11 protein-coding genes, 1 tRNA gene and 1 pseudogene are annotated in these 14,165 nt (G+C 33.3%); 2 read left to right on the top strand and 11 right to left on the bottom strand.

From position 1 onward, the window contains the following. Positions 1 to 373 precede the first annotated feature (373 nt). From ACE3PD_RS03205 to ACE3PD_RS03165, 9 genes are all read right to left on the bottom strand, one after another. Positions 374 to 1,213, bottom strand: a complete 840-nt coding sequence (locus ACE3PD_RS03205; RefSeq protein ID WP_374399468.1) for an RteC domain-containing protein — start codon at positions 1,211 to 1,213, stop codon at positions 374 to 376. Between the two features lie 225 nt (positions 1,214 to 1,438). Further along, a complete protein-coding gene (locus ACE3PD_RS03200) occupies positions 1,439 to 3,703 on the bottom strand; it encodes a multicopper oxidase family protein (protein ID WP_374399466.1) in 2,265 nt (754 codons plus the stop codon). 62 nt (positions 3,704 to 3,765) lie between these two features. Next, the gene (locus ACE3PD_RS03195; protein WP_026726490.1) at positions 3,766 to 3,987 is read right to left on the bottom strand and encodes a heavy-metal-associated domain-containing protein; all 222 of its coding nucleotides are present in this window, start codon (positions 3,985 to 3,987) and stop codon (positions 3,766 to 3,768) included. Between the two features lie 12 nt (positions 3,988 to 3,999). After that, positions 4,000 to 6,420 (bottom strand): copper-translocating P-type ATPase, encoded by a 2,421-nt coding sequence (locus ACE3PD_RS03190; protein WP_374399464.1) that lies wholly within the window; start codon positions 6,418 to 6,420, stop codon positions 4,000 to 4,002. Between the two features lie 80 nt (positions 6,421 to 6,500). Continuing rightward, positions 6,501 to 7,019 carry an AraC family transcriptional regulator gene (locus ACE3PD_RS03185; protein WP_291265320.1) on the bottom strand — a complete coding sequence of 173 codons (519 nt, stop codon included), beginning with the start codon at positions 7,017 to 7,019 and terminating at the stop codon, positions 6,501 to 6,503. 41 nt (positions 7,020 to 7,060) lie between these two features. Continuing rightward, positions 7,061 to 7,909: a DUF3347 domain-containing protein gene (locus tag ACE3PD_RS03180; RefSeq protein WP_374399461.1), complete on the bottom strand. Its 849-nt coding sequence runs from the start codon at positions 7,907 to 7,909 to the stop codon at positions 7,061 to 7,063. 205 nt (positions 7,910 to 8,114) lie between these two features. Continuing rightward, positions 8,115 to 8,492 carry a hypothetical protein gene (locus tag ACE3PD_RS03175; RefSeq protein WP_374399459.1) on the bottom strand — a complete coding sequence of 126 codons (378 nt, stop codon included), beginning with the start codon at positions 8,490 to 8,492 and terminating at the stop codon, positions 8,115 to 8,117. Between the two features lie 60 nt (positions 8,493 to 8,552). Then, positions 8,553 to 9,800 carry a site-specific integrase gene (locus ACE3PD_RS03170; protein ID WP_374399457.1) on the bottom strand — a complete coding sequence of 416 codons (1,248 nt, stop codon included), beginning with the start codon at positions 9,798 to 9,800 and terminating at the stop codon, positions 8,553 to 8,555. 248 nt (positions 9,801 to 10,048) lie between these two features. Continuing rightward, positions 10,049 to 10,136 (bottom strand) — tRNA-Ser (locus ACE3PD_RS03165). Between the two features lie 507 nt (positions 10,137 to 10,643). On the opposite strand from ACE3PD_RS03165, the gene ACE3PD_RS03160 reads away from it, so the two are divergent. After that, complete coding sequence (locus tag ACE3PD_RS03160) at positions 10,644 to 11,195, top strand: DUF6642 family protein (protein ID WP_374399455.1); 552 nt, start codon at positions 10,644 to 10,646, stop codon at positions 11,193 to 11,195. A 1-nt stretch (position 11,196) separates the two neighbouring features. Here the strand turns inward: ACE3PD_RS03160 and ytxJ are convergent, their stop codons facing one another. Together ytxJ and ACE3PD_RS03150 are read right to left on the bottom strand one after the other, a co-directional pair. Then, the gene (gene ytxJ / locus ACE3PD_RS03155) at positions 11,197 to 11,532 is read right to left on the bottom strand and encodes a bacillithiol system redox-active protein YtxJ (protein ID WP_374399453.1); all 336 of its coding nucleotides are present in this window, start codon (positions 11,530 to 11,532) and stop codon (positions 11,197 to 11,199) included. 132 nt (positions 11,533 to 11,664) lie between these two features. Continuing rightward, entirely contained in the window at positions 11,665 to 13,227 is a 1,563-nt protein-coding gene (locus ACE3PD_RS03150; RefSeq protein WP_374399470.1) for a YdiU family protein, read from the bottom strand. Between the two features lie 160 nt (positions 13,228 to 13,387). Here ACE3PD_RS03150 and ACE3PD_RS03145 point away from each other — a divergent pair. Further along, a pseudogene (locus ACE3PD_RS03145) lies at positions 13,388 to 14,026 on the top strand (M28 family peptidase); the annotation flags it as partial. Positions 14,027 to 14,165 lie beyond the last annotated feature (139 nt).

The following is a 14,165-nucleotide window of genomic DNA, read 5'->3' as shown; positions in this document are numbered from 1 at the left end:
TGTATTTCTACGAATGTCTTTGATGAAATTCTCTGCTGTTTTTTTCTTAGGTGTTTTCATACTATTTCAAAGTTAATAATTTTTGAAAACACTCTCTTAGTTTTGAACTAAATCAGTCCACTTTTTGCTGACGATTTACAGATTTCTCTTAAAAGTAGATTACCGAAGTTTAGTAAATCTCTTTTGGTTACTACTTGGTGGTTTGGTAGTTCGATGTTGTCTGTTTCTGGGAACAGGGCTTTGTGATTGAAGTTCATAATGCTATGTTTTGAAGTTATTTGGTACAAAACAATTGCATTTGAAAAAGAAAAGTTCCCAAGTTGGTACCAACTTGGGAACGATTTTTATGCTTTTTGAGTGGAATTAGTTGTTTTTAGTTTAAATCGTTTTCGATTTTGGTTTCTAGTGCAGCTTGCAACTGATTTAAAAATCGGGTTTGATCTGTTTTGCGGTTTTTGATATCGATGAAGCTTCTGGTGATGTTGTCACCTAAATCGATTTGAAACGCTTTTTCAAAAACGTGGGAGATTTCTTTGATGTCGGCTTGACCGTTATCGAAAACTTTAGCTTCATGTAAGGCGTAAATAAGTTCGATTAAATCTACTTTTTTGGCTGTCCAATGTAGATTAGATTTGAATTGATTGTTGGTAATTGCACATGATTGATTGAGATTATCAATGCGGTTTTCGATGTGTAATGCTAGTAATTCAAAAGCAATTACTTCCGCTAGCAAATAATCATGTGACGTACATAATTTAGCATCATGAATTATCACCGAACAATCGTTTAAAAATATGTCTTTGTACTTTTTCCTGGTAAAATACAATTCATCAAAATGACTGGAATGACTTTTAATGTATTTGATAAATTCTCTATTTTTCCTGTAAAAATGGTTGATTGCATCCAGTTTTTTCTCGAAATGTTTTACTTTTTTGTTTTTGTCAATCGGCTGGGTAGCAATCAACAATAAAACCTCTTTGTAAAATATAAGTTTAGCAACTATGTTTGGTTTTACTTCTTTAAAAAAAGTGATTTCATCTTTTACCGATTCAAAGGCATGATTCTTTAACCAATCGGAAAGCTGTTTTAAAATGTCTTCAATAAACATTATTATCTTTTTTGCTTTTTCTATTTCATCGGAATAGGTGTTAAGGATTAAACTTAATTCGTTTTCAAAATCTAATAGGGAGTTGTTTTTTATAGCTGTTATCATAAAAAAAATAGATTTTAGTTTGTCAAATTAAACTAAAATCTATTAATAATATTGCAAGAATTTTGTTAAAACTATAAAAGTTTTCCTATAAAGTAAAGCTTTGACTTACAATGTTTTCCTGTTTATGCAAACTTTTTAATTTATCCTTCAAAATTAGCATATCCTCACTAATTTTCTTGTCTAAAATCTTAGCGTAATGCTGTATTTCATATACTAATTTTAAAATCAATAATTTAAATTCAACCCGAATCCAAATCCCATATCGCTATCATAATGAGTTCTTAGGCTGAGATTTCGTTTTAGAATATATCGTGCTTCTAACATGTATTCGGTATCAGTATTGACCATGAACCCCATTCGTAATCGTTTGGAAACAGGAATATCTTCTCGCATTAATTGTAATCTTACGTTTCCATCTTGAAAAACTTCGGCTTGTGCAATTACTAACATTGGTAGTGTGTAATTAACTCCGGCACTTAAAACCGCTCTTTTATCTTTGGTATTTTCTTGTCCAAAAATATTTTTTTCGATTTGTCCGTTAATTTTTCTGTAACGCCAATCGAAACCAATGAAAGGCATTAACCACTGCATTTTTCCTATATATCTTCCTAAGTGGAATTCTGCTTCATAGCCGTGCATATCATTATATCCTAATCGCCATTCTGCTCCTAAACTCCAACGTGTATTTTGGATCATTGCCATTCCATCATTTCCATTGGTAGCAAAATCATTTTCAGCCATAATGTGAAAAGCTCTATCATCGGCAAATAATTTTCTTTGTGCTAATTTGGGATTTGGAATTAGTGGATTTGCAGCTTGGTTTTCGTAGGTAAAAACTCTTCCCATACCTGCCATCATGTGGTATAAAATATGACAATGAAAAAACCAATCGCCTTCAACATTTGCATTGAATTCAATAATATTTGTCTCCATTGGCATTAAATCCATTACGTTTTTTAAAGGTGCGTAATCGTCTTGTCCGTTAATGATTCTGAAATCGTGTCCGTGTAAATGCATCGGATGGCGCATCATGGAACCGTTGTAGAGCGTAATTCTAACATTTTCGCCTTTCTTAATTAAGATTTTATCGGTTTCTGAAATTACTTTATTATCTAAACTCCACACATAACGGTTCATGTTTCCAGTAAGTTCAAAACGAAGTTCTTTAACTGGAGCGTCTTTTGGCAATGTTGTTTTTTCAGTAGCTTTAAGCATGGCGTAATTCAATGTGGTGATGTTCGCCAATGCATTAGCGTCATACTTATTATGTTTTGAATGTTCTTGATGGCTTGCTGCCTTTAGTGTTTGTTCTTTCTTTTTGTTATCAGCTTCTCCAGTAATTTCGGGATACATAACTACGTTCATATCCATTTGATTTAAAGACATGCTCATTCCCATATCGTCTAACTCACCGTTCATTTTCATCATATCATTCATCATCTTCATCCCTTCAAAATATTTTAATTTTGGCAAGGGTGAAATCAATTGTTTGATACCGTTTCCAATGTAAAGGGATGCGGATTTTGTTCTATCTTCGGCAGTAGCTAAAAATTCATATGACGTATTATTGGCTGGAATTGTGACTATGACATCATAGGTTTCAGAAACAGCAATTAGTAATCGATCTACTTCAACGGGTTCCACATCGTTACCATCGCTAGCTACTACTGTAATTTTTCCACCTGCATAGGTTAACCAAAAATAAGAGGAAGCACCTCCATTAGCAATACGAAGTCGGACTTTATCGCCTCCTTTAAACTGTGTTAATTGGCTTTCATTTTTTCCGTTGATTAGAAACTTTTCGTAATAGACATCGCTTACATCCATGGCATTCATTCGTTTCCACTCGTTGCCTAGTTTTGTTTTAAAATGCCCTTGTTTAATGGCTTCACTATAACTTTGTGTGGAACCTTTTTTGATGGCAAACCAATCGGAAGCGTTGTGCAACATTCGGTGAACGTTTTCGGGTTTTAAATCGGTCCATTCGCTTAAAATTAAAGGAACAGTTGGTAAATCATCGATACCTTTTCTAAAAGTAGGATCGTTTTCTTTTTTATTCATAATGAACATACCATACATTCCGATTTGTTCTTGCAATCCTGAGTGTGAATGATACCAATGCGTTCCGTTTTGGATGATGGGAAACGTATATTTATGCGTTGTGCCAGGTTGAATGGGCATTTGGGTTAAATTCGGTACACCATCTTCTTTGTTAGGTAAAAATAATCCGTGCCAATGCAACGAAGTAGTTTCATTTAATTCGTTATGTACGTAAATTTCGGCAATATCGCCTTCTGTAAAAGTTAAGGTTGGCATTGGAATTTGACCGTTCACCGCAATAGCTCTTTTTTCAGTTCCAGAATAGTTGACAATTGTATCGCGAACGTATAAATCGTAACGTACTATTTTTTGAGCGAATGAGTTGGGTATCGCAACTAACATAAGTAGCATAGTTCCCACTATTCTTGAAACACTTTTTTGTTTTTTCATCTTTATATTTTCAAAGATTAATAAAAATGCCACCTTACTTTGTTTCAAGTAGCACTAAAGACTTATGAATTGATTTTTTCGATTTTAAAACCTGCTTTTTCCACCGCTTGCATGATTTCCTGTTCTTTTTCTGATGAAGCTTCAACGGTTAGTATTTTTTCTTTGTTGTGAATATCAACTTCCCAATTTTCAATTGCGGCTACTTGGTCTAATTCTGGTGTTACTTTGGCTACACACCCCATACAATTGATATTTGTTTTGAATTTTAATGTGTTATTTTTCATTTTGATGTTGTTTTAATTTTTAAAATATTTTAATCGTAAACTATTCGCTACCACACTTACACTACTTAATGCCATAGCAGCTCCAGCAATCATTGGATTTAATAAAAACCCATTTATTGGATATAAAATTCCAGCTGCAAGTGGAATTCCAATAATATTATAAATGAAAGCCCAAAAAAGGTTTTGTTTAATGGTATTCACGGTTTTTGCTGAAATCTTTATTGCCAATGGAATTTTAGAAAGATCAGATGAGATAATGGTCATTTTGGCTACATCAATAGCTATGTCACTTCCTTTTCCCATCGCGATACTTACATTAGCTTGTGCTAAAGCGGTACTATCGTTGATACCATCACCCACCATAGCTACTATTTTGCCTTTTGCTTGTAGCTCTTTTACAAAATCGGCTTTGTCTTTTGGTAAAACTTCTCCTTTGAAATTGGTAATTCCTACTTTTTCAGCAACGGCTTTGGCTGTATTTGCATTATCACCTGTTAGCATATACACTTCAATATTCATTTTTTGAAGTTCTTGAATGGCTTCTATGGAGGTTTCTTTGATTTCGTCGGCAATGGCTAAAACGGATAACGCATTTTTAGAATCGGCAAACCAAATCACGGTTTTAGCCTCTAATAGCCACTTTGAAGCCTCATGGTCTAGTTTTTCAGAAATATTTATACCATTTTCGAAAAGTAATTTTTTATTTCCTACAAAATAATATTCTCCGTTATAGTGGGCTTTCACCCCTTTTCCAGTAATGCTTTCAATGTGATTTACATTTACTGAATTTTCATCTTTATAAAAACTTACAACTGCTTCTGCCAACGGGTGTTCTGATTGTTTTTCGATTGCGATCAAAATTTGTTTAGAACTATCATTTCCTTCTGCCCAAATTACTTCGTTTACTGTGGGTTTACCTTTGGTGATTGTACCTGTTTTATCTAAAATAATGGCATTGATTTTTTTAGCTAATTCCAAGCTCTCCGCATCTTTGATTAGAATTCCTTCCTCTGCTCCTTTTCCTACACCTACCATGATGGCTGTTGGTGTGGCTAAGCCTAAAGCACACGGACATGCAATTACTAAAACTGTCACTAAAGCTAACAATCCTTGAGTGAATCCGTTTTCACCACCCCAAATTATCCATGCAATAAGCGATAGTAATGCGATGCCGATGACAATTGGAACAAAAATACTCGCTATTTTATCTACCAATTTTTGAACAGGAGCTTTACTTCCTTGTGCTTCTTGCACCATTTTAATTATATGAGAAAGCATGGTATCGGCTCCTACTTTTTCCGCTTTGAATTGAAAACTTCCTTTTTGATTAATAGTTCCCGAAAACACTTTGTCATTTGTCTCTTTTCTCACTGGAACGGGTTCGCCACTCAACATACTTTCATCTACAAAAGAACTTCCTTGAGAAACAATTCCATCTACTGCTACTTTCTCTCCAGGTTTTACTATGATGGTCATTCCAACTTCGACTTGTTCTATTGGTAATTCCATTTGGTTCCCATTGGCATCTACAATGTTTACCGTTTTGGGTTGTAAGCCAATTAACTTTTTAATGGCTGAAGAAGTATTTCCTTTAGCATTTTCTTCCAGTAATTTACCTAATAAAATAAAAGCAATTACCACTGCTGCAGATTCAAAATAAACATGAGCGTGTAATCCTTTAGAATGCCAATAGTCTGGAAAAAGCGTATTAAATACGCTAAAAATATAGGCTACACCTGTACTCAATGCTACTAGTGTGTCCATATTAGCCGAACGATGTTTTAACTGTTTCCAGGTATTTATGTAGAAATCTTTTCCATAGAAAAGCACGACTGGTGTTGCCAATATCCACATGATATAATTAGCATACGGAATATCCATAAAAAACATACCAATTGCCACTAATGGAACCGATAAAATGATGGCTCCAAGCGTTTTTGCTTTTAGTTGTTTCTGTTTTCTAAGATGGATATCCTCTAAAGTTTCGTATTGACTATTATCTTGATTGATAAATAAATCATAGCCAATACTTTGTACCGCTACTTGCATTTGGTTTAGTGTAACTAAACTAGGAATGTATTCTACTTTAACTTCTGCTGAAGCATAATTTACTGAAGCGTTCACCACACCAGGTAAGAACTTAATTATACTTTCTACACTCACAGCACAAGAAGCACAAGTCATTTGCATAACTGGAATTATTTGTGTGGTTGTTGCAACATCATAGCCCAAATCACGAATGGTTTTCACGGCATTAGGTATGGCTATTTCAGGTTTTTCGGTTTCAATGATAGCCTGTTTGTTGTTTATTTCCACTTTATGCTGTGTAATTCCCTCTATAGACTGCAATCCTTTATTAACAATCATAGCGCAATGTTCGCTTTCCACATTTTCGAGTGGGATTGCATATGGTTGTGTTTTTACTGTTTTCATCTTTTACTAATTTACTTGTACAAAGTTCTACTGAAAAACCGGGTATGAATTGTATAATTATGGCTATGATTTACATCATTCTAAATTTTATCAATTTGAACTCGTTTTACTTCTTTTATTTGTTTGAAATGTGTTGGTGTAAATCCTGTTATTTTCTTGAATTGATTACTCAAATGTGCTACACTACTGTAGTTTAGGAGGTCTGCAATTTCGCTTAAGCTCAATTCATCATACATAATTAACTCTTTTGCTTTTTCAACTTTTAAGTTGATGTAATATTTTTCAATGCTAATTCCTTCCACTTCTGAGAATAGATTGCTGAGTTTACTGTAATCATGATTTAGATTATCGGCTATGTAAGAGGATAAATTTTGGTTTAAATCTGCATTTTTGTTTTGAATCAGATCGATTAGTAATGCTTTAATTTTTTCAATAACTCTACTTTTTTTATCGTCTATTAATTCAAAACCAAACTTCTCAAGATTTAATTTAATATCCTTTTTTTGAATATCTGTAATCTTTTGATTCAGTTCAACTTCTCCTAATTCAACTTTTACTAGTGAATATCCTAAATTTTCGATTTCATTTTTAACGACCATTTTACAACGATCGCACACCATATTTTTAATATGCAAAATCATTATTTAATGGTTTCAACTGTTTTTCCACAAGTTAGCATTCTGTTGCCATAGTATGGGTTTTTAACTTCATTTTCTTTACTTAACCAATTTGCACCTTTACCATCATTGTACATAGGGCAATTTTGGAAATAAACTGGAACCTCATACTTAGCTACTTTTATTAATGAATAAATGTCTTTTGACAGTGTTGTAAAATGATTACGTTGTATCTTAATGTCTTTCGTATTTGAAATCAGTTCAGTATCTTTTTTAATTTGATTTACAACTTTCATCCAAACCCTATGAACATCCATATCCAATTTGTTCATTTTAACATTATTTATTGCAGTTAGTAATTCCTTTGAAGCAATTGAAGTTGTGTTACCATCAGAAGAAATCATAGCATCTTTTACCACAAAATAGTTATCAAAAACAACTTTAAGTTGGTTAACTTCTTGAAGTACCATCTTTGAAGTTTCATTGTGGTTTACATGATTATTATGGATTTCAGTAGTTTCTTCCACTTTGATTTCTTCTTTAACTGGAACTTTAGCAACTCTGTCATATTGACAACATCCATGAAGATTGTCATAGATATCATCTGGTGCAAGAAACTTATCACTATCATATCCTGCTAATGCTATTCTTTTTAGTATTTCGTCTGGATTAGTTTTAGTAGTATCATAAGTTAAAGTGGCCATCTTCGAATCTTGATCCCAATCTACTTTAGCTACTTTTTTGATATTTCCTGCATTTTCGATTTTGGTTTCGCACATTCCACAGTTTCCATAAATCTTAACTGTTTCTGTTTTTGCATTTTTAATTTGTGCATTGACAGCAATACTAAGCAATATAAAAGTTGCTAGCATTATATTTTTAAATGAATTTTTCATTTTAATAATGTATTAGTAATCAAAGTGAATTCCTTTGATAAGTTGATAAAAAATAATAAATAACAGTTTACAAGTCTATCTGCTTGAAATAATTAAAAATAAAAACGGAAAGTAAACTGATGATTAATCTGATAGCAAAATGCTATAAATTTGACACACTAATGGCTGTCAAAAAAAGAATTTAGCCTATTTTAGGTATTAGCCAAATAGAATGAAAACCATCTGAGATTGATGGTGCCGTGTATGAAAACTTAACTTTCTCTATTGAAGAATATTGAATAAAGTTAATTTTAAAAGTAATTTCTGGTATAAAAATGATTGAAGAAGAAGGACAAGTCATAGAACAACCACAATTTTCATGACCACAATCACCTTTACATCCATTTTCATCTTTGCTTTCAGAACTGTCATTACTACAATAACATTTCTTTTCAGTTTTTTTAGATGAAACTTCTTTTTCACAAGAATGTTTTGAATTAGAGTTACCACAAGCCATAGCCGTACTAGGCATTAAAAACATGCCTAGTAAAACTATTAATATTATGTGATATTTTTTCATTTTTAATTTTAAAACATCACAAATGTATAAAAAATGAATTGTTGTTTGTATAAAATATTGTTAAATAGAGTTTTGGCAACTACGTCGATTTACATTGATTGAAAATTTATCTTTAAGTATTTTCATATCCTCACTAATTTTCTTGTCTAAAATCTTAGCATAATGTTGCGTTGTTTTCAGATTTGTGTGCCCTAACATTTTACTTACGGTTTCAATAGGAACTCCGTTACTAAGTGTTACTGTCGTTGCAAAGGTGTGTCGGGCAATATGGAATGTTAGTTCTTTGTTGATTCCGCAAACCGTTGCAATTTCCTTAAGGTAAGAATTCATTTTTTGGTTTGACAAAATTGGAAGTATTTTGCCCTTATTTTTATTAACAGGATAATCAGAATATTTATCCATGATATATTGGGCGGTTGGTAATAAAGGAATTTTGGAATTAGTATCCGTTTTCTGGCGGTTTTTGTTTATCCATTTATCTCCATCAATTCCTAAAACAATATTATCCGGAGTTAGTTGTTTCACGTCTATATATGCTAATCCAGTAAAGCAGCTGAAAACAAATATGTCACGAACTAACTCCAAACGTTTTGAAACGAATTCTTTTTCCATCAAACTTTGAATTTCTTGTTCTGTAAGGAATTCACGAACTACTTCTTTGACTTTTGCTTTATAATTTGCGAATGGGTCCTTCGTTAACCATCCATTGGCCAAGCAAATGTTTATAATCTTGTGGAAGTTTTTAATATACTTTACAGCTGTATTGTTCGCACACTTTCTTTCCGTACGAAGATAGAATTCATACTCGGTTATAAAAGCATGATCTATTTTCTCAATATCAATGTCAGAAACTCTGTATTTCCATTGAAGAAAGTCTTTTGTATGTTTTAAAGATGTTTCGTAACGTTCTAGTGTTCCAGGAGCGTACTCGCTTCCAACCAACTCTTTAATTTTTCGGTTGTGTTCTGTGAAGATTGGGATTAGTAGGCGTTCGCGTTCTTTGATGCCCAAGTACTCATTTTTGAAATTTTCAAAATTTAAAGTTTCTTTTTTGATTAATAGTTGTTTTTCTATTTCGAAAACATGCATTCTCAATAATTCGAGATGATTGTTTATTAAACGTGCTTCTTCTGAATTACCTTTTAAACGTGAGTTTTCAGTACTCCATTTTTCAGGTAAAACATATTTACCTGGACTTTTATCAATACGTTTTCCTTCTATTGTAATTCGGATAAAAATTGGAACAAGTCCGTTGCTGTTGATTTTTGCTCTTTTGATATAAAAAAGCACATTGATTGTTGCATTCATTTTTGGTAACCTTTAGTGTTAATTAAATTTCTAAAAACTAACATCAAAAGTCAAGATGTTTAAAAGCTAAACAGCCTATAAATACTGGCTATTACAACTAACGAGGGGTACATTAGTTTATAAAATTAAAGTACCCCTTTTAGTACTCCTACATTTTGATTAAAAATGAATAAATTGATAAGGTGTTAAAAGAAAAAACCCTTTAAATATTGCTATCTAAAGGGTTTTAATTCAATTTGCTTTCCAGCTGGCGGAGAAAGAGGGATTCGAACCCCCGGACCTGTTACAGTCAACAGTTTTCAAGACTGCCGCATTCGACCACTCTGCCATTTCTCCAATAAGTCGTGCACTACTTCCGTATTGCGAGTGCAAATATAGAACGATTTTTTATTTCTGCAAACGTTTTCAAAAGAAAAAAGTAAAAAAAATACACTTTCCTCCTCACCCATTTCCCAACCATTTGAATGTCAACAAATAAATAAAAATAAAATTTTTATAAAAAATCAAGAACAAGAGCAAGAACAAAGTCAAAGTAATCAGTTGTACCATTTTTTTCTCATCCTCATCATAGTTCAAGAGATGCTCACCAGCATAACAATCTAGTCGTGTAGTCTTATGTGAACTATGTCAAGTAAAAAGCCTCTAAACACAACCCACTTAAAAAACTATGCAACTATGTGTTTAAATATAAATCCGCCACCACCAGCGCTCTGCCTATGCAAACCCGTTTCATCCGCGTGCCAAACCAAGTGCAACGTCTTTGCGTACTTTGCGAAAAAACTTTGCATACTTTGCGTTAAAAAAACACTAGCCAAAAATTCAATATCTTTGTAAAAAAAAACAATGCAATCCAAACTATTCTGCCTAGAAAGCGTTCCTGACGTCACTTCCCAAACATCTAGTATCATCTTACCTTCTCTAGAAAAATTAGCGCTGCAATACAACATCACCAACGTGTACCAAACCTGTGACAGCATAGAAGGATTAGAAGAAAGTCTATCCACCCTACTCTATGAAGACCGAAACTTCAATGACTACGAAATCATCTACTTCGTATTCCAAGGAAGAGACAACAACATCATCATCGACAATTATTTGTACAGCCTAGAAGAAATAGCCGAATTCTTTGAAGGCAAACTCACCAACAAACGCATCCATTTTGCCAACACCTTACAACTAGACCTAGATTCCGAAACCGCTCAATATTTCTTAGATGTCACCGGAGCAATTTTCATTTCAGGCTATCGCAACCCAGCACCAATACTAAGTACCATTATCGATAATCCGTTCTTCGCCTTATGCCAAGAATATGATGAGGTAACCGATATTGTAGAAGAATTATTCGAAAAGCAGTACACCTTAGCCAAAGCAATGGGATTTACGTTGTATTATTAAATTACAAATACTTCGCAATCTCATCAGCTTGAATACTATGATGTGAAACGCGATATACTACTTCCCCATCTTTCAAAACAATAATCTGTGGCGATTGGTGAATCACATTTAATTCATCCGCAATGAAGTTAGAAACACTTCGATACGAAAGTAAATCCAAATAATTGAAATCGGCTTTAGCAATTAGTAAATCATTTCCGTTAACCAAGCGTTCTTTTGCATAAGCGCTAATACCACAAGTCACACTATCTTTAAAGATGATTTGAGGTTTTTCATTTGATTTTTCAACAATTTCTCTTACTTGTTGTTCGGTAGTAATAGGATTCCAGTTTTTCATAGTATATTTTGTTTGTTTAAACACATAGACACATAGTTGTGTTTTTGTATTCTATGCGCAGTTTGTCATGCTGTCATGCATCTCTTAAATATTGAATTTCGATTAACGAATGATGAATTTTGAACTATTTAACTAAGAACTACAAGACAACATCGAACACCCAACTTTATTACGTGCCCAATCAGGTCGCTTTGCAAACCATTTCTCATTTTCTGGTTGCTCATCGTAAGGATGTTTCAGTAACTCATGAAGTTCGTTTATCAAAGAATAATCTTCTTTATCTGCGGCTTCAATAGCCAATTGTGCCATGTAATTGCGTAACACATATTTTGGATTCACTTGATTCATTTTAGCTTTTCTATTAGTATCCGAAAGCGATTCATCATTTAACTTTTGCAAATAACGTTCCATCCAATTAATCCAACTCGTTTTCAATGTAGCTACCAAAGCATCAGGTTGGTAAAACGCATATTCTATTTTCGATAAAGCAATCTCAGGAGTATCCGATTTTAATACGTTTGCTAAATTACGATAGAAAATCGTCATATCGGTTTCAGAAGCGGTTAACAAAGTTGTCAATTCATCCTGAAAATCAGATTCATATTCTGATGTTAAGCCCAATTTCTCTTGCATCATTACAGGAAACTTTGTATCAAAGCTATGGCTATAGCTATTCAATACTTGTTCCATTGAATCAATATCTTCAATCAAAGGATACAAAGCATTTCCTAATTGTATCAAATTCCACAACGCAATATCAGTTTGGTTTCTAAATCGGTATCGTTTGTCTTCAGCATCGGTTGTATTGGGAGTCCAATCAGGATTATAATCTTCTAACCATCCATACGGACCGTAATCAATCGTAAGTCCTAAAATCGACATATTATCGGTATTCATAACACCATGAACAAACCCAACGCGTTGCCATTCTACAATCATATCCACCGTTCGATTCACCACCTCTTGATAAAAAGCTAAATATTTTTCTTTACCTGTTTGTTGGATTTCAGGATGAAAATACTGAATCGTATAATCAGCTAGAGCTTGTAAATTCGTAATATCTTTTCGAGCTGCTAACAATTCGAAATTTCCAAAACGAATAAACGAAGGCGCCACTCTACACACCACTGCACCATCTTCGTAAGCAGGATTTCCGTTGTATAAAATATCACGCAACACCTTATCACCTGTACTTACCAAAGACAACGAACGCGTTGTAGGCACACCCAAATGAAACATCGCCTCACTACACAAATGCTCCCGAATAGAAGAACGTAAAACCGCTAAACCATCAGCATTTCTTGAATAAGGAGTTTCTCCTGCTCCTTTTAATTGCAATGCCCAACGTTGATTGTTGTGCAATACTTCAAACAAATTAATCGCTCTTCCGTCACCTAATTGTCCAGCCCAATTTCCAAATTGGTGTCCCGCATATGCCATAGCATAAGGTTGGGTTTCAGGATACACTTTACCACCAGAAAATATATCTAAAAATTCCGCTGATTTTACCTCTTCCTTAGACAATCCTATTAAATCAGCCACATCACTTGTAACATGAAGTAATTTAGGATGGCTGGGAACTCGAGGTATTACATAGGAAAAACAAGCTCCAAAAACTTGTCTTCTTGAGTTTGAAGTATCAGTATCAGCCTGAAGTTGTTTGTTAAATGTGTCGTTTAGGTTTAATTTCATTATAAAATGCTTGTTATCTGCAAAGTTACTCATTGTAAATTTGTAATAATCGGTACTAATCTTCAAATTTTGTTAAAATTACTCGCAAAATGTAATAAAAAAATCTTTTTTACTACTAACTAATTATATTTGTTTTATCTATTAACATAACAAACTTCTATTTATGAAAAAAATATTGTTTTCAAGTGCTGTTTTAACCTTGTTTCTTGCAAGCTGTTCTTCAGCTCAAATGACACAAAAAAAAACAGCAGATGCAGGCACTTACATCACTACAATTAAAGCTGAAGAACTAAGCAAGCATCTATATATAGTTGCTGGTGATGAAATGCAAGGAAGAAATACAGGAGAGCCTGGACAAAAAAAAGCGGGAGAATATTTGATAAATGAATACAAAAAAATGGGAATAAGTTTTCCTCCAGGAGCATCAGATTGGTATCAAAAAGTACCTTCTGAATTTATGAAAAGAGGATTTGCTCCAAAACTTAATGATTCTGAAAACATTTGGGCTTTCATTAAAGGTTCTGAAAAACCAGATGAAATTTTGGTTATTTCGGCTCATTACGACCATGTTGGAATGAAAAACGGTGAAATCTATAACGGGGCTGATGATGATGGTTCTGGAACAGTTGCTTTGTTAGAAATTGCACAAGCATTTAAAGAAGCTCAGAAAAAAGGACACGGGCCAAAACGTTCTATCTTATTTTTACACGTAACGGGAGAAGAACATGGATTACATGGTTCAAGATATTATTCTGAAAATCCGTTGTTCCCTTTAAAAAATACGATTGCCGATATTAATATTCACTACCGTCCGAAAGTTTAATTTTTAAAAGTGCCTGAGAATGATTTATTTTGAAAAAACTTTCAAAAATTTTCAAACATGTCACTCTTCAGGCGTTCCAAAAATACAAATAAACCTATACTTGGGCAAATATTATCAT

It is taken from the genome of Flavobacterium sp. (genome assembly GCF_041911335.1).
Lineage (GTDB): Bacteria > Bacteroidota > Bacteroidia > Flavobacteriales > Flavobacteriaceae > Flavobacterium.
The sequence above is the reverse complement of the archived record's forward strand: the minus strand, read 5'-3'. Positions and strand labels throughout refer to the sequence as shown.